This window comes from Cupriavidus sp. 291-E7 (genome assembly GCF_057798835.1).
Genome location: NZ_JBYOJV010000007.1, coordinates 202,637 through 221,377, shown reverse-complemented (window position 1 = coordinate 221,377; position 18,741 = coordinate 202,637). Strand labels below are relative to the sequence as shown.

Annotated in this window: 24 protein-coding genes; 19 read left to right on the top strand and 5 right to left on the bottom strand. The window is 60.5% G+C overall.

The window, feature by feature from the left end; genetic code table 11:
* The first annotated feature begins 737 nt into the window (after window positions 1-737).
* The 3 genes from AC3FLX_RS14790 to AC3FLX_RS14780 all read left to right on the top strand — a co-directional run bounded on the left by AC3FLX_RS14790 (window position 738) and on the right by AC3FLX_RS14780 (window position 2,333).
* The gene (locus AC3FLX_RS14790; protein ID WP_488697690.1) at window positions 738-1,217 is read left to right on the top strand and encodes a Panacea domain-containing protein; all 480 of its coding nucleotides are present in this window, start codon (window positions 738-740) and stop codon (window positions 1,215-1,217) included.
* Window position 1,218: 1 nt separating this feature from the next.
* A complete protein-coding gene (locus AC3FLX_RS14785; protein ID WP_488697688.1) occupies window positions 1,219-1,629 on the top strand; it encodes a hypothetical protein in 411 nt (136 codons plus the stop codon).
* Between the two features lie 269 nt (window positions 1,630-1,898).
* Window positions 1,899-2,333 carry a DUF488 domain-containing protein gene (locus tag AC3FLX_RS14780; protein ID WP_488697686.1) on the top strand — a complete coding sequence of 145 codons (435 nt, stop codon included), beginning with the start codon at window positions 1,899-1,901 and terminating at the stop codon, window positions 2,331-2,333.
* Here the strand turns inward: AC3FLX_RS14780 and AC3FLX_RS14775 are convergent.
* Together AC3FLX_RS14775 and AC3FLX_RS14770 are read right to left on the bottom strand one after the other, a co-directional pair.
* Window positions 2,330-3,163, bottom strand: a complete 834-nt coding sequence (locus AC3FLX_RS14775; RefSeq protein ID WP_488697684.1) for a DUF8758 domain-containing protein — start codon at window positions 3,161-3,163, stop codon at window positions 2,330-2,332. The two genes, AC3FLX_RS14780 and AC3FLX_RS14775, sit on opposite strands and share 4 nt — an antisense overlap.
* Before the next feature lie 33 nt (window positions 3,164-3,196).
* Entirely contained in the window at window positions 3,197-3,550 is a 354-nt protein-coding gene (locus AC3FLX_RS14770; RefSeq protein WP_488697682.1) for a hypothetical protein, read from the bottom strand.
* A 731-nt stretch (window positions 3,551-4,281) separates the two neighbouring features.
* On the opposite strand from AC3FLX_RS14770, the gene AC3FLX_RS14765 reads away from it, so the two are divergent.
* Window positions 4,282-5,472 carry a DUF4062 domain-containing protein gene (locus AC3FLX_RS14765; protein WP_488697680.1) on the top strand — a complete coding sequence of 397 codons (1,191 nt, stop codon included), beginning with the start codon at window positions 4,282-4,284 and terminating at the stop codon, window positions 5,470-5,472.
* Between the two features lie 61 nt (window positions 5,473-5,533).
* Here AC3FLX_RS14765 and AC3FLX_RS14760 read toward each other — a convergent pair whose 3' ends face one another.
* A complete protein-coding gene (locus tag AC3FLX_RS14760) occupies window positions 5,534-6,589 on the bottom strand; it encodes a phage portal protein (RefSeq protein ID WP_488697863.1) in 1,056 nt (351 codons plus the stop codon).
* Window positions 6,586-8,367, bottom strand: coding sequence for a terminase ATPase subunit family protein (locus AC3FLX_RS14755; RefSeq protein ID WP_488697678.1), 1,782 nt, complete (start codon window positions 8,365-8,367; stop codon window positions 6,586-6,588). The genes AC3FLX_RS14760 and AC3FLX_RS14755 overlap by 4 nt, the downstream gene beginning before the upstream one ends.
* 150 nt (window positions 8,368-8,517) lie before the next feature.
* On the opposite strand from AC3FLX_RS14755, the gene AC3FLX_RS14750 reads away from it, so the two are divergent.
* The 11 genes from AC3FLX_RS14750 (at window position 8,518) to AC3FLX_RS14700 (ending at window position 14,865) form a co-directional block, all read left to right on the top strand.
* Window positions 8,518-9,369 (top strand): GPO family capsid scaffolding protein, encoded by an 852-nt coding sequence (locus tag AC3FLX_RS14750; RefSeq protein WP_488697676.1) that lies wholly within the window; start codon window positions 8,518-8,520, stop codon window positions 9,367-9,369.
* A gap of 49 nt (window positions 9,370-9,418) precedes the next feature.
* Entirely contained in the window at window positions 9,419-10,444 is a 1,026-nt protein-coding gene (locus tag AC3FLX_RS14745) for a phage major capsid protein, P2 family (RefSeq protein ID WP_488697674.1), read from the top strand.
* Window positions 10,441-11,163, top strand: coding sequence for a phage terminase small subunit (locus AC3FLX_RS14740; protein WP_488697672.1), 723 nt, complete (start codon window positions 10,441-10,443; stop codon window positions 11,161-11,163). Before AC3FLX_RS14745 ends, AC3FLX_RS14740 begins: the two co-directional genes overlap by 4 nt.
* Before the next feature lie 111 nt (window positions 11,164-11,274).
* Window positions 11,275-11,742 (top strand): head completion/stabilization protein, encoded by a 468-nt coding sequence (locus tag AC3FLX_RS14735; protein WP_488697670.1) that lies wholly within the window; start codon window positions 11,275-11,277, stop codon window positions 11,740-11,742.
* Window positions 11,742-11,945, top strand: coding sequence for a tail protein X (locus AC3FLX_RS14730; RefSeq protein ID WP_488697668.1), 204 nt, complete (start codon window positions 11,742-11,744; stop codon window positions 11,943-11,945). Before AC3FLX_RS14735 ends, AC3FLX_RS14730 begins: the two co-directional genes overlap by 1 nt.
* A gap of 16 nt (window positions 11,946-11,961) precedes the next feature.
* Window positions 11,962-12,351: a putative holin gene (locus AC3FLX_RS14725; RefSeq protein ID WP_488697666.1), complete on the top strand. Its 390-nt coding sequence runs from the start codon at window positions 11,962-11,964 to the stop codon at window positions 12,349-12,351.
* The gene (locus tag AC3FLX_RS14720; protein ID WP_488697665.1) at window positions 12,348-12,695 is read left to right on the top strand and encodes a phage holin family protein; all 348 of its coding nucleotides are present in this window, start codon (window positions 12,348-12,350) and stop codon (window positions 12,693-12,695) included. Before AC3FLX_RS14725 ends, AC3FLX_RS14720 begins: the two co-directional genes overlap by 4 nt.
* On the top strand, window positions 12,673-13,479 hold the full coding sequence (locus AC3FLX_RS14715; RefSeq protein ID WP_488697663.1) for an N-acetylmuramidase domain-containing protein: 807 nt from the start codon (window positions 12,673-12,675) through the stop codon (window positions 13,477-13,479). The genes AC3FLX_RS14720 and AC3FLX_RS14715 overlap by 23 nt, the downstream gene beginning before the upstream one ends.
* On the top strand, window positions 13,476-13,985 hold the full coding sequence (locus AC3FLX_RS14710; protein ID WP_488697661.1) for a hypothetical protein: 510 nt from the start codon (window positions 13,476-13,478) through the stop codon (window positions 13,983-13,985). The genes AC3FLX_RS14715 and AC3FLX_RS14710 overlap by 4 nt, the downstream gene beginning before the upstream one ends.
* Complete coding sequence (locus tag AC3FLX_RS14705; RefSeq protein ID WP_488697659.1) at window positions 13,982-14,422, top strand: phage tail protein; 441 nt, start codon at window positions 13,982-13,984, stop codon at window positions 14,420-14,422. Before AC3FLX_RS14710 ends, AC3FLX_RS14705 begins: the two co-directional genes overlap by 4 nt.
* Window positions 14,419-14,865 carry a phage virion morphogenesis protein gene (locus AC3FLX_RS14700; RefSeq protein ID WP_488697657.1) on the top strand — a complete coding sequence of 149 codons (447 nt, stop codon included), beginning with the start codon at window positions 14,419-14,421 and terminating at the stop codon, window positions 14,863-14,865. The genes AC3FLX_RS14705 and AC3FLX_RS14700 overlap by 4 nt, the downstream gene beginning before the upstream one ends.
* A gap of 16 nt (window positions 14,866-14,881) precedes the next feature.
* Here the strand turns inward: AC3FLX_RS14700 and AC3FLX_RS14695 are convergent, their stop codons facing one another.
* Complete coding sequence (locus AC3FLX_RS14695; RefSeq protein ID WP_488697655.1) at window positions 14,882-16,012, bottom strand: restriction endonuclease; 1,131 nt, start codon at window positions 16,010-16,012, stop codon at window positions 14,882-14,884.
* A 198-nt stretch (window positions 16,013-16,210) separates the two neighbouring features.
* Between AC3FLX_RS14695 and AC3FLX_RS14690 the strand changes: the two genes are divergently transcribed.
* From AC3FLX_RS14690 to AC3FLX_RS14675, 4 genes are read left to right on the top strand one after another with little or no spacing between them, the layout of a single operon-like run.
* Window positions 16,211-16,864, top strand: a complete 654-nt coding sequence (locus AC3FLX_RS14690; RefSeq protein WP_488697653.1) for a phage baseplate assembly protein V — start codon at window positions 16,211-16,213, stop codon at window positions 16,862-16,864.
* Window positions 16,861-17,223, top strand: coding sequence for a GPW/gp25 family protein (locus AC3FLX_RS14685; RefSeq protein WP_488697651.1), 363 nt, complete (start codon window positions 16,861-16,863; stop codon window positions 17,221-17,223). The genes AC3FLX_RS14690 and AC3FLX_RS14685 overlap by 4 nt, the downstream gene beginning before the upstream one ends.
* Window positions 17,220-18,134: a baseplate J/gp47 family protein gene (locus AC3FLX_RS14680; RefSeq protein WP_488697649.1), complete on the top strand. Its 915-nt coding sequence runs from the start codon at window positions 17,220-17,222 to the stop codon at window positions 18,132-18,134. The genes AC3FLX_RS14685 and AC3FLX_RS14680 overlap by 4 nt, the downstream gene beginning before the upstream one ends.
* Window positions 18,115-18,741, top strand: coding sequence for a phage tail protein I (locus AC3FLX_RS14675; protein WP_488697647.1), 627 nt, complete (start codon window positions 18,115-18,117; stop codon window positions 18,739-18,741). Before AC3FLX_RS14680 ends, AC3FLX_RS14675 begins: the two co-directional genes overlap by 20 nt.

Sequence of the window (18,741 nt, the reverse complement as noted above, 5' to 3'; positions counted from 1 at the left end):
GCGAGCCCGCGATGGGGGTGTTGAGGAAGACCGATGGCCGCTGCTTTCTGCCAGTCCCATCCGAATCGACCCGCCCCAGCGCGTGACGAAATTGAGGGAAGCATGGCGCTCGATATCGGGCCGTAGTTAGCCAGAACGTCGCGGTGAAGGAGAAGGAGAAGCAGTAGCGCGAATGGTTGGGGCGAGTCGGCGCTGGTACCAAAACGGGTGCTTGTCGGCGCGAGCACTCCCTGGCTCAAATCCCACGCCGCCGCATGTGCTCAAAAACGATGGAGGTAGTGCAGCGGTATGCGCTGCCTGCGACGAATCACCTGGCGCACAGTGGCTGGCGCCGCTGACGGAGGTACCGGTGCCGAAGCTGGCTGCGGATTCGCTACAGTCGGTGCAGGGCAGGACGGGAGGAAACGACGGGAAACCCTTGTGGGGATTGGCGCGCCCGGCTGGGATCGAACCAGCAACCCCTGCCTTCGGAGTTTTGGTGACGCGCCAGCATTCTTTATAAATCAATGCCTTACGCAACTCGCAAATTGCGAAACCAAGGCCAAGCAAGCTCAAACAAGGCAACCCAAGGGTGGCCAAGGTGCAATTTAGCTACAGTTTCCTCGTCGCCCCATCGAGGCGAACTACTGTACAAAAATACAGTATTGATTTATTATTGACATGTCGTTACCTGTGCTATATTCGCCCGTCGCCAAGACGCGCGGCCCAAGGAACGGTACGTCAACGGAGAGATTGCCATGAATCACAGCGCGGTTTCGGTTGCGCGGTACATCCTCTCACGCAGGCAAGCGATTGGGGATGCCGTGACCCCGATGCAGCTACTCAAGCTCGTCTACATCGCTCAAGGCTTTATGCTGGGGCAGTTTGGTCGCCCCTTGTTCAACGAGCCTGTGCAGGCTTGGGGATACGGACCTGTTGTTCCGAGCGTGTATCACGCCGTTAAGAACTTCCGTAGTAGTCCCGTCACCCACATCGGCCCGAATTTTTCATTCGGAATGCCCGCCCCTTTCGATGCCCAAGAGTTGAGCGTGTTGAATCATGTGGCTGACGTCTATGGCGGTGTTGACGGGTTGACCTTGTCAAATGCGACGCATCAGCCTGGAACGCCGTGGACTGTCACTTGGCAAAGTGCCGGGCAAAACGCTCCGATCTCAAATGATCTGATTGAGAATTTCTATAAGAATATTCTCGTTCAGCAATCGCACTCTGCTTTGTAAGATGGCGGAGAGTGACCAGCAGTTAAAGGAACCTGAGGGCGAAGCTTCCGGGGATCAGTCCGCTTTTCCGGGAGGGCCGACTTTTTCCCCGCCTGCTGGTCCAGCCGATCCTCGGGCAAAGCAAGAAGCTGCTTTCCTCGCGCAAGGCAAGGACCTCGAGGAGGATGGCAAAGAGCAGGAGCATAGGCGCCACCAGTCCTTTCGTAACCATATTAATGCCGCATTGATCTGTGTGTTTTGGATCATTGCGGTGTCTTTGATGGTCGGCGTCGTCATTTACGTCTGGCACATCATCGTGCCGGACCAATGGAAGTTTTTGTCCGACAAGGGTTTCGACAAACTTCAGACGCTTCTCGGCTCCGCCATCCTCTCAAGTGCTCTGTCCGGCTACGTGAAGCAGCGGATGGATTGAACGCCAGTGTTCCCGGGACTTATGCGCCCCGGGTTTTCGCAGGCTCGGTCTCAACCCGAAATTTGCGCCACGATCTTCTAGGCTCGTGGCGTTTCTATTTCAGCCATCCCGTCAACGCCTGGCCTCACGCTTGAGCGCCCAAGGCGGCTTGAGACGTCACACGATCTGGCGTTGCATACCCCCGTAACATTCACGGCACACCCCATTGAACAGAGGTGCCCCTCAGCAAAAGACTCCGCTAAAATCGAACCTTTAGAGGTGTAGAGAGCATGACTGTTTTTACTATCGGCTACGAAGGACTTGAGATCGACAAGTTCATGTCGTTACTCTCGGACCACGGCATTGAGACTGTCGTGGACATCCGCGAATTGCCGCTATCCCGCAAGCCCGGTTTTTCCAAAAAGGCGCTCGCCAACGTGCTCAACCTCTCCGGCCTCGAGTACGTTCACATGGTCGAGTTGGGCTGCCCAAAGTCCGTGCGCGATGGCTATCGAGAAGACGGAAACTGGAAACGGTACACGACCGGATTCGTCAAGCATTTGAAGACGCAGAAGGGCGCCATCACAGATCTGGCTGACTTGGCGCAAACGTCGACGTGTGCGCTACTTTGCTATGAAGCTGATTTCAATTTTTGCCACCGGTCGATGGTGGCGGATGCCGTGAGCAAAGAGTGCGGCATGGAGATCCAGCACATCGTCAGTTAAAGCAACGAAAGCTGTCGGTCATCGGCCGGCACTTGTCTGGGCGGATAAAACAGGCTAATGATTAGCCACTGGTCCTGGAATCGGTGCTGATTGCCCATCAGCAACATCAGATCCTTATTGAACAGATCTGCTTCCAGCTTCGCTCGGAATTTTTCTCTCCAGCCATTCGGCCCATGTTCTTTGAACATGTTCAAGTACAGCGCACCGGCTTCCCAATCTACGATCTTGTGTTTGTGTTCTTTCTCGCCTTCTGGCGTGTCGCAAACATAGTTGTAGTAGAAGTCGAACGGCACCTTCTGCAGCTCCTTAACTTGCTGCTTGGCCTGCGCCTCCGAAAACAGGTCGCCCTGCATCTGAGCACGCATTAGCTTCTCCTTTTCGTCGTCTGTCCAGTCCTTGTGGCGTGCGTCCCTGATCTCAAGGCCAAGCATTTTCTTAGGCCGTAGTAGAGCGATCGATAGCCCGTCTTCCATGCGCGCCTGGTCCATCTCATCGTAGCTGGTGAACGTTGGGATCTTGTCCATCCACTCGCGCCGTTTCGCCCAGCCCTTTTCGCTCGGTACTCTCTCTTTGGCCTCAAGCATTCCGATGTCGACCTTATGACTCTCGGGCCTATGATCGGCTGGGGCCTTCTCTACGCCAACCTCGATCCACTGCCATTTACGGAATTGCTGATCCTGCTGGATCATCCGGAATGGCACCGGATACAGGCGGCGCATGGCGCCGTCGTGGCTGATCCCGGCAACGCAGGAAGTCTCGACGTGCTTAGCGCTAGGGGAAGGGTAAGTCTTCGCCAGAATCAGGATGCGTTCGCGTCGAACCAGCGCCATTGATCAGCCCCTTCCCTATGGAGTTTTCCCGTCTCAAGTGAGATCGATATTTTTAACGCGTCGCCCTTTCACCGTGAATGTCGCGCCGCTACCCACACCGTCAGCAACACCAGTGGCATTGAAATCCGTCCCCACAATGTTTCCTTTCAGGCGAAGCGTGAAGGCTCCCTGCCCAGTGAGGAAGACCGATCGGGCGCCAGCGGCGTAGCTTGCTACTCGCAGGTCCAAAGTGAAGGCTCCGCTATCAGCGAACTGGATCTGGCCGGAATAGAGGAACTGAGCATCTCCGCCGCGGACCTTGCCGTCCTCAATCACGATCAAGCCGACGCCCTGACCGAGAGCGGCAAATTGGACCTCGTAGAACCCTTCAACTTCGTGCTGCGACATGCTTTCCTCCCGGTGGGTATTCGGTGACAAACAGAAGGCGGAATGAATTGGTACTTAGTGCATCACTATGTAACACAAAGCGAGCGCCGATGCCCGCACATGTCAGCAGGTCTGGTGCATCGCGCATACGAGGTTGAAACCGACAGCGGACGTCGACCATTCTGAGCTTGCAGTTGCGAGAGCGTGTTTCGCTCGACCACTGTATATACATACAGGCAAAAGACGGCTAGCGCTAAACTTCGGGGGGTCCGGAAAAAGGTAACTTTGGTAACCTATGGACGAGAATTGCCCGGAAACCCTTGTCAGATAAGGATTTGCGGGTTTCAGTAAAAAGGTAACATTGGGGTAACTTTAGGGTAACCAGATTACCTTTAGTCTTGGTAACTTTTATAGTTCGCCATCCCTAATAAAATCAATCACTTACGAACAGGTTACCTTTTGTGTTACCTCAGATTACCTTTTGTAGGTAACCTGTTCCACCCTTATAAATCAATGAGTTAGCGTTGATTTTGAGGGCATGTTACCGAGGTTACCTTTTCCCTCACACGCCCCCGGTCCATAGCCTTCGTCGCCGCTGTGAGGGAGCCTGGTCAGCAGAGGCTGTCAACACCCTGTGAAGGAACTGCGCGAGCTGCGTAAATCTGCGTAAGTGCATGCACGGTGCAGATTGCCCACGGCCCCAGTGCCGGCGCGGCCGGCGACGGGTTGCATCGGTGCATAAAAACCACTCGATGAAGCGCCCGGGTGAGGCGGGGTCTCAACCGCGCGCGGTGCGTAGAGGAGAGCCAGGCCATGTCTATGCCAAGCCGCTCCAATCGACGTGCGCCTGTAATAACTTAGAATTTGCAATCGCCAACACTAAAGGGCTTGGGGAAATGGGAGGGGTTATGGATAAGCGGTATCAGGTCTTTATCAGCTCTACTTATGCAGATTTGCAGGAGGAGCGTCAGGAGATCATGCAAGCTCTGCTGGAACTGGATTGCATACCATCCGGCATGGAGCTTTTCCCTGCGGCGGACGAAGATCAATGGAGCCTAATCAAGCGGGTCATTGATGATTGCGACTACTACATCCTCGTAATGGGGGGGCGCTATGGCTCGGTGGGGGCAGACGGAATCAGCTACACCGAGATGGAGTATCGCTATGCATTGGAAACTGGCAAACCAATAATCGCGTTCCTCCACAAAGCACCGGAGACAATCGCCGTTGGTAAATCGGAGTCTTCCGAAGAAGGAAAGAAAAAGCTTCTGGCGTTCAGGGAACTGGCATCAAAGAAGCTGTGTAGGTTTTGGACCAGTCCTGCGGAACTAGGCAGCCAGGTGAGTCGTAGCCTAGTACAGCTAATCAAGACAAGTCCGGCGATTGGATGGGTTCGGGCTGATCGAGTGCCTGACGAGAGCGCAGCCATCCAGATGGTTCACCTTCATCAAAAGATTGAACAGCTTGAGGCCGAGCTTGTTGCTGCCAGAGCAACTACATCACACGACACCAGTGATCTTGCGCAGGGAGATGATCAATTTACATTGCACTTCACTGCGAGGGCACGAGATCACTGGGGAAACGACATGGCCGAGGCTGAAATCGCAGTTGGCGTGTCTTGGAACCAGATCTTCGGCGCGATTGCTCCCGGCCTAATTGACGAAGCAAACGAACGGGTTGTTCACATGGCTCTGAGTCGTCTTGCACATGCAGAAGCCGAAACATCGCTAAGGGATTTGTTCGGGAAAGCCGAAACCATCCGAAAATCGGAGGTCAAGGTCGAAGACTTCGAAACCGTGATTGTGCAGCTCCGCGCACTAAAACTTATCGATCGAAGCGCGAAGCCGCGTAGCGTCAAGGACACGGGCACGTATTGGACCCTCACAGCGGCCGGTGACGCCGCAATGACGAAATTTAGGGCGATTCCACGGCCCTTGGCCTGAAAGATTGGTAGCTCAAATAGGCGGAGGAGACATTCACCATCCTCCTCGCCTGAAATTGGCGCTACCCACCTTGGGTCGCAGTGAGAGCGTAAGGCTGAAATCGAACAACATCGAGGCCAAGCCAATCGTTTACCTCCAAAAGTCTGTCTTGTAGCGGCTTGACCTCATTGCGGGCGAACACCAAGGCGGCCTTTTCTGCATCACCGAAACCGCCAGTGTTATGCGGGATGATGCCCATCAACTGCGGCGGCACACGGTGCGCGGCAAGCTGGTCATCGCGCGTCACGTTCTTGATGTTCCAGAACTCGTCCTTGGCCGCAACTTCGGACACAGGGATCAACTGGATGCCATCCTTCTTGCCATTGGGTGCATACATGAACAGGTTTCGGAAATTGCCCGGCCCCTTGCTGTTCTTGAGTGCCTCGCGCAGGTTGTCGACATCTTCCTGTTTCTGCGCGGCATCGGTCATGTAAAGGATGAAGCCAGCGTGGCTGCCATTCTTGTAGTAGCGCCTGCGGAACAGCGTGGCCGACTCGTTCAGCCAGGTCGCATTCAACGCCGACAGGTACTCGGGCAGACCATACACCTCCTGGTTGATGTCAGGCTCCATCAGGTGGAAGATGCTGCCCGGCTTGAACTCGTGCTTGTCCTGCCAGTTCTGCACGAAGAAATACCGATCAAGGTCCGCGCCCCGGCGCATGTATTTTGCAAGCGACGGCTCCAGCGACAGCGGCCGGCCTAGCGCATTGTCACGACGCTCCAGATATCCATTACCGAAGACAAGGAAATCCTGCACCCAGCGTGCAAATGCGGTGCGCGAGAGCAGCTTGTGCGGGATGAACGTCGACACAAGGATGTTGCGCTTCACGTAGATGGGCGAGCTGTTATGCACGGCCGCACGAAACGTGCGCGCGAGTCCGTCCCACGGCATTGGCGGTTCGAACCATTCGCCAACGCGCTGGCACTCGATGTAGTCGAGCAGCTCGCGACGGTCGAGCACCGCGACAGGATCACCGAAGGAGAATGCCTCCATCGCTGCCGACGCAAGGGCCGGTGTGGCCGGCGGCGCGGTGTGCTTGATCACGTCCGGCGTGCGGCCTCTTTTCTTACGGGTCATGACAGCTCCATGATGCTGGTATTGGTGGTGGTGACGCCTTCGAGTGGTTCGTGTGCGATGGCGTGCATGCATGCCCACGCGAGATCCGCGTGGCTGGTCTCTTCTGATCGGCCGGCCTGGTAAGTGACGCGGCCGCCGGCTGCGGTGGTGGTCTTGCGGATCGACATGAACGATGCGGCGAAGTCAGTCCACCCGGCGTCGAACTCCAGGCGCCCCTTGCTGATCACGTCGTGCGCCTTCAGCACGAGCCCGGTCTTCACGTCGACCGAGTAGGTGAATCCCTCCGCATCGGGCCGGAACTTGGTCACGAGCTGATAGACGGCATCGCCGATGCCGGTGCGATCAATGCCGATGTAAGCGACGTTGTAACGCTCGGTCACGCGCCTGATAGCCGCCGCCTGCTCTTCGTAGTCGATGCCGCGGAACTGGTGTTTTTCCAGCACGCGGAACTTGCCGCCTGGTACAAGCGGCGGTGCCACGACCACCAGTGCGGCGCTGTCGCCACCACCGCCGTTCGGGTCGTATCCCACCCACACCTCGCGATTGCCAAAGGGCCGTGGCGACCAGTGCCGGAAGTCTTCCCACACCTCCCAGCTATCGACCATGCCGCGCATCAGCATGGACAGAGGGAAGACGGATGCCGTGTCATCGATGAAGCCGCACATCAGCAGGTTCTCGAAGTCGGCGTCGCTGTACTCCAGCCGTAGCTGGTCGAGGTCGAACAGGTTGCAGCCACCGGCGATGGCGTCTTCCACCGTGACGATCTGTTTCCACTGACCGTCCGCGCACCGACGGCCGCCCTGCAGGTTCGCGTGGCTCACGTCCACGCGGATGTGGTCTTCCTTCTTCCGGCCTCGGTTGAACAGCGCCCCCGACCAGAACGGGTATGCCTCGTGGGCGAGGCTGGAAGGCGTCGAGAAATACGTCTGCCGCCACTTCGAGTGGATGGCCATCCCTGATGCCACCTTGCGCAGCTCCTGGAACCGCTGGATCCAGAAGTACTCGTCCAGATACAGGTTGCCGTGATAGCTCTGAGCGGTGCGCGCGTTCGTGCCGAGGAAGTACAACGTGGCGCCGTTGGGCAACACCATTGGATCGCCCTTCAGCTCCACCCCGGCCGCGTCCTTCGCGAACTGGATGATGTACTGCTTGAAGACGTGAGCCTGCGCCTTGCTGGCTGACAGGAAGATCTGATTGCGGCCGGTAGTCAGCGCGTCAATGAACGCTTCCCGCGCGAAGTACCACGTAGCACCGATCTGCCGGCTTTTGAGGATGTTGCGGATCCGTTCGGTCAGACCCGCCTCGTACCAGGCACGCTGGTAGTCGAACATCGAATCCTTGAACGCGTCGACCAGCTGTTCCTGCTCGTCTTCGCTGATCGCATTGCGCTCCGGCGCGCGGCGTGGCCCCTTGTTGCGGTTGGCCACCTTCGGGTTCAGATCCGCTTCCTTGCCGCTGTCTTCGTAGCGGCGCACGCGTGCCAGGCGTTCGATCTGCCGGCCAAGGAGATCAATCTCCTTGAAGTCCTTCCCTTCCTTGTTCTCCTTCGCGATCAATTGCGCCATGCGCGTTTCGAGATTCGAACCCACACGCGTCACAGCGTCGGCACGGTCCCACTGCTCGCGTTGCTTCCAGCTATGAATCGTGGACGGCTTCTTGCCGAGCATCTCGGCGATGCGGGCTACGCGATAGCCCTGCCAGTAGAGCGCGCGCGCAATGCGTCGCGGCTCCATCTCAGGATCCAGCGACAGCGATGTTATGGGCGGAAGCGTAGTCATGCCGCAACGCTACCGTCCGCGCGCGCGCGTGCCACGTCGCGCGTGTTGTCACAGCAAAGCGGACAACACGATTGCGTTGCCCGCGCGCGGCGGCCCGTCGAACATGGCAGCACGACCACACCACACCGAACCACCACCGAAGAGGAAAACATGGCCGTCAAGAACCCGAAGTTTTTCCGCATCGCCACAGAAGGCGCGACCAGCGACGGGCGCGTGATCGACCGTCAGATGATCGTGCAGATGGCGGCCAGCTACGACCCGAAGACCTACGGCGCGCGCATCAACATGGAGCACATTCGCGGCTACGACCCGACTGGCCTGTTTAAGGCATACGGCGATGTACTAGCACTCAAGGCCGAAGAGCAGGACGGCAAGATGCGCCTCTTCGCGCAGCTTGATCCCACGGCCGAACTGGTCGCCTTCAACAAGGCACGGCAGAAGGTGTTCTGCTCGATGGAAGTGAGCCCGGATTTCGCGGACACCGGCGAGGCGTACCTGACCGGCCTGGCCGTGACTGACAACCCGGCGAGCCTCGGCTGCGAGATGCTGGCATTCAGCGCCAAAGCCAAGGTCAATCCCCTGGCCGAGCGCAAACAGGATCCGCAGAATCTGTTCACCGAGGCGGTGGAGATCACGCTGGACTTCAGCGAAGAAACGCCCGCCGACAAGGGCAAGGAACCGTCCAGTCTGTCCGCCTCGATCAAGCGCATGTTCTCCCGCCAGGACAAAAGCGATGCCACCAACGAAGCGAAGCACGCCGACACGAATGAGGCCGTGACGGCGCTCGCCGCCGAGGTGAAGGGCATGAGCGACAACTTCAGCAAGGTGCTGAAGGTCGTCGAGACTGTGGCCGAACAGGTGGACAAGCTGAAGGAAGAGCAGTCCACCGCCAGCAAGGAATTCTCGACGCTGAAGAGCGATCTGGAGAAGACAGAGACCTTCACGAAGCGCCCGCCGGCCACGGGCGGCAATGGCAGCGCCGACGTCGAAACCGACTGCTGAGCCAGCGCCCCAAGGACAGCGACACACACCATCACCCGGAGCCAACTCAATGCGTAACGATACCCGCCGCAAATTTGCGGCATACGAAACCAAGATCGCCGAACTGAACGGCGTGGAACGCGTCGACCGCAAATTCAGCGTGACGCCGAGCGTCCAGCAGAAGCTCGAAACGAAGACGCAGGAATCAAGCGAGTTCCTGTCGAAGATCAACGTCTATGGCGTGACCGAGCAGGAAGGTCAGAAGGTCGGGCTTGGCGTGTCCGGCCCGGTGGCCAGCACCACCGACACCACGCAGGGTGAGCGCCAGACCACGGATCTCGCCGCGCTGGATGATCGCAGCTACCGCTGCGAACAAACCAATTCGGACACGCACATCACCTACCGCATGCTGGATGCCTGGGCGAAGTTCCCCGACTTCCAGACGCGCATCCGCGACGTCGTCATCAAGCGCAAGGCGCTGGACCGCATCATGGCCGGCTTCAACGGCGTCTCCCGTGCCGCTACGTCCAACCGTGCGCTGTACCCGATGCTGCAGGACGTCAACAAGGGTTGGCTGCAGAAGCTGCGTGAAGAAGCGCCCCAACGCGTGATGGCTGACGGCAAGGCCAATGACCAGATCGTTGTGGGCGGCCCCGATACCGACGCTGCGCGCGATTACGCCAGCCTCGACGCCCTGGTGTTCGATCTGGTCAACAGCATGATTGCGCCGTGGTGGGCTGAAGACCCCGAGCTGGTCGTGATCTGCGGGCGCGAGCTGCTGGCCGACAAGTATTTCCCGCTGCTGAACAAGGACCGTGACCCGACGCAGAAGCTGGCTGCTGACATCATCATGAGCCAGAAGCGCATCGGCAACCTGCCCGCCATGCGTGTGCCGTTCTTCCCGTCCACGGCGCTGATGGTCACGCGCCTGGACAACCTGTCCATCTACTGGCAGGAAGGCTCCCTGCGCCGGACAATTCTCGACAACGCGAAGCGTGATCGCATCGAGAACTACGAGTCGAGCAACGACGCGTATGTGATCGAGGATTTGAGCTGCGCGGCTATGGCCGAAAACATCCAGATGGTGCAGCAATGAGCAGCCCGGCCCGACGGCATTACCTGCGCGTGACGGCCGGCATGGCGGCGGCCGTCACGCTCACGGCGGATCCGATGCGGCACGCCACTGGCCACGAACTCATGCTGGCGCAGCTCGCCGAGCACAAGCGTGCCCTGAAGCAGATCCAGTCCATCGAGCGCAAGGCCGACGCCAAACGCGGCATGCTGCCCGAGTACTCCGACTGGGTGCAGGGCACGCTGGATGCGGACAAGGGCGTGCAGGACGACGTGTTCATGACCGTCATGGTCTGGCACATCGATGTTGGCGACTTCGCCGGCGCCCTGCCGCTCGCACGCTATGCCGTCCGTCACGGCCTGGTCATGCCCGATCAATACCAGCGCACCACTGCGTGCTTGATCGCAGAGGAATACGCCGCGATGGCCATCAAGGCTGCCGAGGCCGGGCAGCCGGTCGACGCCGAGGCGCTGGCCGAGGTGACGCAGCTCGTGGAGGGCGAAGACATGCCCGACGAAGTGCGCGCCAAGCTCCACAAGGCGCTGGGCTATGTGGCGCTGTCTCAGGTCGACGCACTGAAGTCCGTGTCGCAGCAGCGAGCCTCCCGCCGCTACGCGCTTGACCAGCTGCAGCGTGCCCTGCAGCTCCACGAGAAGGTCGGCGTGAAGAAGGATATCGAGCGCCTGGAACGTGACATCAAGAATGCTGGCCCCGCCACCTCTCAGGAGGACGGTACGGGCTGACACCGAGCGTGACCCCGCGCATTAGGCGGCACGGGGTGTCCCAAGGACGCGCCGCAAGGCCAACCCAAACGGTCACCCCGTCCACCGCCTCCACTCACTGATCGCGTACCCATGTCCTCATTCTTCGCAGCCGAGCCCGCCGCCGCCGGCCAGAACCTGATCATCAACGATGGATTCTTCCCCGACATCGATGTCGACACGGCGACGGCCGCCATGCGGCAGGACGGCACAGTGGCGGCTGAGCGCCTGCGGGCTGCCCTGGTCGAAGCGGCGCTGTCCGTGAACGCGGATCTGGGTGCGTGGCGTGCCGAGCAGCAGGCAGCCGGCTACGAGACGCTGGAGTCGGTGCCTTCGGCACAGATCGACAGCAAGTCCGCGCCCGTACACCGCTATCTGCGGGCGGTGTACTGCGAGGCACGCGCCGGGCTGATTGAGCGGTACCGGGATTACGACGCCACGGCGGCCGGCGACCGCAAGGCCGAGGCCCTGATGCAGGCGGTGGAGGATCTGCGCCGGGATGCGCGCTGGGCGACCAGCGACATCGTGGGCCGGCCGCGCAGCACGGTGGAGCTGATCTGATGCGCGTCATCGCCATGCAAGGTGACACCGTGGACGCGATCTGCCATCGCATCTATGGCCAGACCGCCGGCATCACCGAGGCGGTTCTTGAAGCAAACCGGGGCCTGGCCGATCTTGGCCCGGTCCTTCCCCACGGCACGATCGTAGACCTGCCCGACCTCCCCCAACAGGCTGACGTGCAGCGCGTCCAGCTCTGGGACTGACCCCAAGGAATCCATCATGGCTGAACCCATTTCCGCCAGCTCGACCGCCGCTCTCGCCGTAACGGGCATCGGCGCGGTCACGCTGGTGCCAGGCGTCGACGCGGCCACAGTGCTGGGCGCGTTCGCGGGCGCTGCAGTCTTCGCCCTCAACTCGGACGAGCTGACCACCGGCAAGAAAATCGCCTTCCTCATGCTGTCCATCGTGATGGGCTGGCTCGCCGCCCCACTGGCCGCATCGTTGATCGCTCGGATCCTGCCGGCCGACACCGAGGTCAGCCACGGCGTGGGCGCGCTGGTCGCATCCGCCGTGCTCGTGAAGCTGCTGCTGGCGCTGATCCGGCTCGCGGACAACAGCGATCGTCTGGTCGCGATCTTTCGGGGCAACAGTGACGGAGGTGCCAAGTGAAGACGCTCTTCGTGGTCCAGGCGCTACTGTGCGCTCTGATCGCCATCCGGCTGCTGTTCTTCCGCCGCAATGGCGCCGCCCACCGGCCGTGGGCCGCACGGCTGGCCTACGCCCTGATCGTGATGGCTGGCGCGGTAGCCATCGGCGTGCTGTTCGAGCGCTACGAATGGACGCTACTCGCGCTCAACGGCATCACCGCCGTCCTGTGCATCGCCATCTATGCCGTACGGGGCAACGTGGTCGAGCTTTTCCGCATCACGGGACTGGATCCGGACGGTGAAGGCGAATCCCTGCTGCTGCGCTTGCTTCGGAGATCGAGCCATGACGCTACTGCGACGCGGTGATGTCGGCGCCGAGGTGCGCGAGCTGCAGCGCCTGCTGCGCGTGCGTGGCGCCCGTATCGAGCTGACCGGCGCCTTCGATGATGCAACGGCGCTGGCCGTGGTGATGGGGCAGACACGCTACGGCCTGGTCGTGGACGGCGTGGCCGGCCCGAAGACCCTGCTGGCCCTGCAGCTTGACGGACGCGTCCCCGGCCATCTGGGCGCCGACGATCTGCGCCGGGCGGCCGTCACGCTGGATGTGAAGCTTGCGGCAGTGCGGGCCGTGAACGAAGTGGAGAGCCAAGGACCGGGGTTCCTGCCCGATGGCCGACCGGTGATCCTTTTCGAGCGCCACATCATGTACCGGCAACTGCGCGCCGCCGGTCATGACGCGGATGGCCTCGCCCGTCAGTACCCGAACATCGTCAATCCAGTCCGTGGCGGGTACATGGGCAAGGCCGCGGAACACATGCGCCTGGCGCAGGCCGGCGGGCTTGACCAGGCATGCGCCCTCGCCTCTGCCAGTTGGGGCATGTTCCAGATCATGGCGTACCACTGGGAGCGCCTGGGCTATGCCAGCGTGCAGGACTTCACCGACAGCATGCGCCGTGGCGAAGCCGAGCAGCTCGATGCGTTCGTGCGCTTCGTGCTCGCAGACCCCTCATTGCACAAGGCACTGAAGGGCCTGCGGTGGGCAACGTTTGCCAGCCTGTTCAATGGCCCCGCGTACAAGGACAACCTCTACGACGTGAAGCTGGCTCGAGCCTTTGTGCGCTATGAAGCCGAAGAACAGGTGCCCGCATGAACCGACCACTCGTCATTGCGCTGGCTGCTGTCGTCACCCTGGTGGTGGCGGCCGGTGCGGCCGCGTGGTTCACCGACCGGTACAAAAACACGGTCAGGCGTGCCGACGCTGCCGAAGCGCAGGTGGCTTCGCTGCGCGCCCAGCTCGACAGCACCGATGCCGGTGTGGTCGAAGTCACCAAGTATGTCGACCGCGTCCAGACCACTCGCTTAAAGGGCGACACCATCATCAAGGAGGTACCCCGTTATGTCACCGTCGAAGCTGATGCCGCTTGCACTGTGCCTGGTGGCTTTGTGCGCCTGCACGACGCCGCCGCCGCCGGTGGCGTGCTCGATCAGGATCCCGGAGGCTCTGATGCGGCCCCCTCAGGCGTTCCACTCTCTGCCGTCGCCGGCACAGTCGCCGGCAACTACACCACCGGCCACACCAACGCCGCTCGACTGACGGCATTGCAGGACACCTTGCGTGCACAGGGCGTGACGATCATCGGGGAGCCGGCACAATGAGAAAGCCCGTAGAGCTGCGCGCAGCGGTCACCGCCGCCGTGGCGGACCTGAAGCGCAACCCGGAGAAGCTGCATCTGTTCGTGGACGAAGGCCGAGTAGTGGCCACCGGCGCGAAGACGATCTCGTTCGAATATCAGTACACACTGACGTTGATCGTGACGGACTTTGCCGAAAGCGCGGACGCGATCATGGTGCCGGCGATGGCCTGGTTGCGCGAGAACCAGCCAGAGCTGTTCACGAACCCGGACAAGCGTCCCGATGGATTCAAGTTCGAGACGGACATCCTGAATCACGACTGCGTCGACCTGTTGATGCGCGTCCCGCTGACCGAGCGTGTCATCGTCAAGGTGGTGGATGGGCGCTACAGCGTCGCGCATGCGCCCGAGCCGGTGGACGAGTTCGATGACCCATCCGGCTGGAAGGTGCCTGCAGCGTGAACAGCCTGGAAGACCTAACCGCATGGGCGGGCGCCCTGCTGCACAAGCTCGATGCCGGCGAGCGACGCGCCCTGCTGCGCGCCGTTGGCGGTGAGCTGCGGCGCCGGCAGGCGGTGCGCATCGCAGAGCAGCGCAATCCCGATGGTTCCGCGTACGAGCCACGCAAGCCCCGTCTCAGGCAGCGCACCGGCCGTGTGCGCCGGGCAATGTTCATGCGGCTGCGCACCTCCCGCTTCATGAAGGCACAGTCCGACCCGAACAGCGCGGTAGTGACCTTCATTGGCAACGCGGAGCGAATTGCTGCTGTCCACCAGTTCGGTCTGCGCGACCGCGTCAACAAGGGCGGGCTCGAAGTCCAGTACGCGAAGCGTGAGCTTCTAGGATTATCCGAGGGGGATGTGGACCACCTGGCCGAACTGGTTTTAGCTCATCTTACGGCGTAGACGGCCAAGGGAGCCCTTACATGGGACCGCGTGGCTGTGCAACAAGAGATAGCTGGGGCTTACGCCCTTCCGTTTCGACGACCACACTAACCAACTGATTGGTAAATCCCGTTCTGTCGGCCTTCTGGCCACCTAGGCCGACCCAAGGAGACGTGCAGACCCTCAGTAGTGAACCATTCTGAAGGGTATCCTCCGATACCGTTGCGTTGGTCTCGTTCAGCGCGGCATTTTGGAATATGGTCTCTGGACTACCTACGCGTCGATGGGCCAGGAGACGCTGGTCGGATACATAGCTCTCCACCATCACGGCGAAATCCAGCCCCTCTCCCCGATCAATGTTGATTATGGATTGACTAACATGCGCTCGGAATACGAAACCAATACGCGCAACCCTCGCCGCAAATTCTGGCAACCTGAGCTGACAGAACTCAGTGCGTGAGAGGTCCAAATCGCAGGGTGCGATGATCTCTAGAGTAGCGTCCTTGCCGTCTTCGAAAACGCCGATAGAGTTACCGAGAGCTGTCAGGATAATGCGGTGAGCATCGCCGAGAATGCCAACCAAGTTCGGACCCCGTTCACCCGTTTTTACGGAAAAAAGGTCGAATTCAGGATCAAGAGCCTTGTCCGCCTTGAGCTCAATTGCCAGTTCTCTATGACCTGGCGGCGCATCGATCAGCATAATGGCTTCCGCTGCGAACTTAATTTCTTGAAATTCGGCGGCGTTCACGTGAAGATGAAACGATACATGACGACCGGGCAGGCCCCACTCTTCCGGTGTGAGATCTCTCACGACGAAGAGCTCGATATTCTTCGCCTTTGCATATGCGATGGCGCCGGCCTCGAATCCAGTAGTCGTAAAGATTGCGCCGTTGTTGGCGCCTAGGGCTTCGATACTTGACGAAAGGACATCGATGCGATCCCGTCCGACTGGCTCCTTCCAGCGTTTGCACTCAACAAGAGTGACGAACTGATGGAATCGAGATCTTCTAATAATCTTCACATCGGTTTGCCGCTTGGCACCGTATCGATCTACTTCCGTGACATCGCGCTGTACTGTCACGTCGCCATCTCCTTCGTGAAGCTCTTTCACAAAGGTCTCGAAGGACGCCCAGTCATAGTACTTGTTCATAAAGCCGGAAGGATTCATTTGCTCGCTCTACTTACAGTTTCCCTATCCGTTGCGGACGAAGGAATGGACGGAATCGCATGTGGAGAGTTGATGATATCAACCTTGGCCCGAAGCAACACTTATCTCGATTAGAGGCGCTTAAGATCTAAGACCTCGTTCAAGCAAAATTCCGCTGCCCTATGGTGTTGTGCCGCTGCCGAACACAACACCAATCGAGTGACCGCCACGCGCGCGCAAGGCACGCTGGTGGGTATGGACTCCGCTGAAATCCTCCGCCTGATCGAGAACCTGCTGCGCACCGGCACTGTTGCCGAGATCCAGCATGGCAAGCCCCCTCGCGTTCGCGTTAAATCGGGCGGCCTAGATACGGACTGGTTGCCGTGGGCGGAACGCCGTGCCGGCGGCACGCGCACATGGAGTCCGCCAACCATCGGCGAGCAGGTGCTGCTCTTCTGCCCCAGCGGCGAACCGCGCAACGGCATCGTCCTTTGCGGCATCCCCTCCGACGATAACGACACGCCGAGCCATAGCGCGGACGAGACAGTCACGCTATATCCCGATGGCGCGACCACGACCTACAACCATGCCGCCGGCACGCTGTCGCTGGCCGGCATTCAGAAGGTGATCGTTGAGGCCGCGACCAGTGTCCTGGTGAAGTGCCCGGATACGACGTTTGACGGCGACGTGACCGTAAAGGGCCTGCTCTCCTACCAGAACGGCATCGCTGGCCAAGGCGGCGCCAATGGCAACGTCATCACCGGCGATTTCAACCACCAAGACGGCAAGCTGTCCTCTAACGGCGTGGTCCTCGACGATCACGATCATGGCCAGGTGCAGCGCGGTGGTGACTGGACGGAGGGCACGCGATGACCTATCTCGGCCTCAACAGCGCAACCGGCCGCGCCATCACCGATCTGGCGCACATCTGGCAATCAATCCGGGACATTCTCACCACGCCGGAGGGTTCGCGCACCATGCGACGCTCCTACGGCTCCCAAGTGCCGATGCTTATCGACCAGCCCCTGAACGACGTCACGCGGCTGCGCGTCATGTCGGCGTCGGTTGCCGCCGTCGTGAAATGGGAGCCGCGGGTACAGGTGAACGCCGCATCGTTCGTGATCGACGGCGAAGGCGCCATGACGGTGGATCTGGATGCGGATCGCGTTGACGGCGCCCGTAGCACGCCACTCGGCACGCTTTCCATTCCCCTGCGCGAGGCCAAGCCATGACGACGCCGATTGACCTCAAGCGCCTGCCGGTGCCGGACGTAGTCGAGAACATCGACTACGAGGCCATCGTTGCCGAACGCAAGGCGTACTACATCAGCCTCCATCCCGCCGACCAACAGGCGGACGTGGCAAAGACGCTCCAGCTCGAATCCGAGCCGGCGGTGAAGCTGATTCAGGAGAACGCATACCGCGAGACAATCCTGCGCCAGCGCGTCAATGACGCCTCGCGTGCCCGCATGCTGGCCTATGCCAAGGGCAATGACCTCGAACACGTTGCCGCGAACTACAACGTGGAGCGCCTGGTGGTGACGCCCGAAGACGACACCACCGAGCCGCCCACGGCGGCGGTGATGGAAGAGGATGACTCGCTGACCGAACGCACACAGCTGGCCTTCGAGGGCCTGTCCACTGCCGGGCCGCGTGAAGGTTACAAGTTCCATGCGCGCAGCGCGGACGGCCGTATTGCCGATGTCAGTGCTATCAGCCCGGCACCGTGCGAAGTCGTCATTACGGTGCTTGGCATCGATGGCGATGGTAGCGTTGGCCAGGACGTGTTGGATAACGTCGCCGTGGCGCTTTCCGACGAAGACGTGAGGCCGCTCGCAGACCGCTTGACCATCCAGTCAGCCCAGATCACGCACTACGCGGTTGATGCCACGGTCTTCACGAAGAGCAACGGTCCCGAACGTGAGTTGGTGTTGTCCGAAGCTGCCAAGCGCCTCGACAGCTATCGCCAGGAGAGCCGACGGCTCGGTCGCGACATCGACCGCTCTGCCATCAACAGCGCGCTGTTCGCCGAAGGCGTCTCCCGCGTCGAGATCCGGGTGCCTGCAGAAGACGTGGTGCTGGACGAGACGCAGGCCGCCTACTGCGCTGGTGTGAACGTCGTGGATGGGGGCGCACGTGACTAGGCTCCTTCCTCCGAACGCCACGCAGGTGGAGCGGAACATTGCTACGGCAGGCGCAGCTATCGAGCGGATCCCGGTGCCCATTCGGGACTTGGGTGACGCGGGGAAGTGCCCCGCCAACGTCCTGCCCTTCCTCGCGTGGGAAAGATCAGTGGACCGGTGGGATCCGAGCTGGCCCGAAGGCACGAAGCGCGCGGTGATCGACGCATCGTTCTTCGTGCACCAGCGCAAGGGCACGGTCGGGGCGATCCGGCGTGCCATTGAGCCGCTGGGCTACCTGATCCGCGTGGTGCCCTGGTACGACATGCAGCCCGAAGGCCCGCGCGGCACCTTCCATCTGGATGTCGGCGTGATGGATACCGGCATCACCGAAGAAATGTATGCGGAGCTGGAGCGCCTGATTGACGACGCCAAGCCGCTTTCCCGACACCTGACCGGGCTCGCTATCAGCGTCGAGACGCGCGGCGCCGTGCGCTACACCGGTGCCCCGCTACTCGGCGACGTCATCACCGTCTACCCCTATTCCCCGGAGCCCGTCGAGGTCGCTGGCGTGTGGTTCTATGCCGGCGCCGCTCACGTGGTCGACACGATCACCGTCAACCCCCTCTAA

What these genes read in the sequence shown, in the direction of transcription:
- AC3FLX_RS14710 (WP_488697661.1), top strand. Translation starts at nt 13,476, where the DNA reads ATGAACCGACCACTCGTCATTGCGCTGGCTGCTGTCGTCACCCTGGTG.
- AC3FLX_RS14790 (WP_488697690.1), top strand. Translation starts at nt 738, where the DNA reads ATGAATCACAGCGCGGTTTCGGTTGCGCGGTACATCCTCTCACGCAGG.
- AC3FLX_RS14725 (WP_488697666.1), top strand. Translation starts at nt 11,962, where the DNA reads ATGGCTGAACCCATTTCCGCCAGCTCGACCGCCGCTCTCGCCGTAACG.
- AC3FLX_RS14705 (WP_488697659.1), top strand. Translation starts at nt 13,982, where the DNA reads ATGAGAAAGCCCGTAGAGCTGCGCGCAGCGGTCACCGCCGCCGTGGCG.
- AC3FLX_RS14755 (WP_488697678.1), bottom strand. Translation starts at nt 8,367, where the DNA reads ATGACTACGCTTCCGCCCATAACATCGCTGTCGCTGGATCCTGAGATG.
- AC3FLX_RS14740 (WP_488697672.1), top strand. Translation starts at nt 10,441, where the DNA reads ATGAGCAGCCCGGCCCGACGGCATTACCTGCGCGTGACGGCCGGCATG.
- AC3FLX_RS14765 (WP_488697680.1), top strand. Translation starts at nt 4,282, where the DNA reads ATGAAGCGCCCGGGTGAGGCGGGGTCTCAACCGCGCGCGGTGCGTAGA.
- AC3FLX_RS14775 (WP_488697684.1), bottom strand. Translation starts at nt 3,163, where the DNA reads ATGGCGCTGGTTCGACGCGAACGCATCCTGATTCTGGCGAAGACTTAC.
- AC3FLX_RS14715 (WP_488697663.1), top strand. Translation starts at nt 12,673, where the DNA reads ATGACGCTACTGCGACGCGGTGATGTCGGCGCCGAGGTGCGCGAGCTG.
- AC3FLX_RS14780 (WP_488697686.1), top strand. Translation starts at nt 1,899, where the DNA reads ATGACTGTTTTTACTATCGGCTACGAAGGACTTGAGATCGACAAGTTC.
- AC3FLX_RS14695 (WP_488697655.1), bottom strand. Translation starts at nt 16,012, where the DNA reads ATGAATCCTTCCGGCTTTATGAACAAGTACTATGACTGGGCGTCCTTC.
- AC3FLX_RS14750 (WP_488697676.1), top strand. Translation starts at nt 8,518, where the DNA reads ATGGCCGTCAAGAACCCGAAGTTTTTCCGCATCGCCACAGAAGGCGCG.
- AC3FLX_RS14745 (WP_488697674.1), top strand. Translation starts at nt 9,419, where the DNA reads ATGCGTAACGATACCCGCCGCAAATTTGCGGCATACGAAACCAAGATC.
- AC3FLX_RS14760 (WP_488697863.1), bottom strand. Translation starts at nt 6,589, where the DNA reads ATGACCCGTAAGAAAAGAGGCCGCACGCCGGACGTGATCAAGCACACC.
- AC3FLX_RS14730 (WP_488697668.1), top strand. Translation starts at nt 11,742, where the DNA reads ATGCGCGTCATCGCCATGCAAGGTGACACCGTGGACGCGATCTGCCAT.
- AC3FLX_RS14680 (WP_488697649.1), top strand. Translation starts at nt 17,220, where the DNA reads ATGACGACGCCGATTGACCTCAAGCGCCTGCCGGTGCCGGACGTAGTC.
- AC3FLX_RS14685 (WP_488697651.1), top strand. Translation starts at nt 16,861, where the DNA reads ATGACCTATCTCGGCCTCAACAGCGCAACCGGCCGCGCCATCACCGAT.
- AC3FLX_RS14735 (WP_488697670.1), top strand. Translation starts at nt 11,275, where the DNA reads ATGTCCTCATTCTTCGCAGCCGAGCCCGCCGCCGCCGGCCAGAACCTG.
- AC3FLX_RS14785 (WP_488697688.1), top strand. Translation starts at nt 1,219, where the DNA reads ATGGCGGAGAGTGACCAGCAGTTAAAGGAACCTGAGGGCGAAGCTTCC.
- AC3FLX_RS14770 (WP_488697682.1), bottom strand. Translation starts at nt 3,550, where the DNA reads ATGTCGCAGCACGAAGTTGAAGGGTTCTACGAGGTCCAATTTGCCGCT.
- AC3FLX_RS14675 (WP_488697647.1), top strand. Translation starts at nt 18,115, where the DNA reads ATGGGGGCGCACGTGACTAGGCTCCTTCCTCCGAACGCCACGCAGGTG.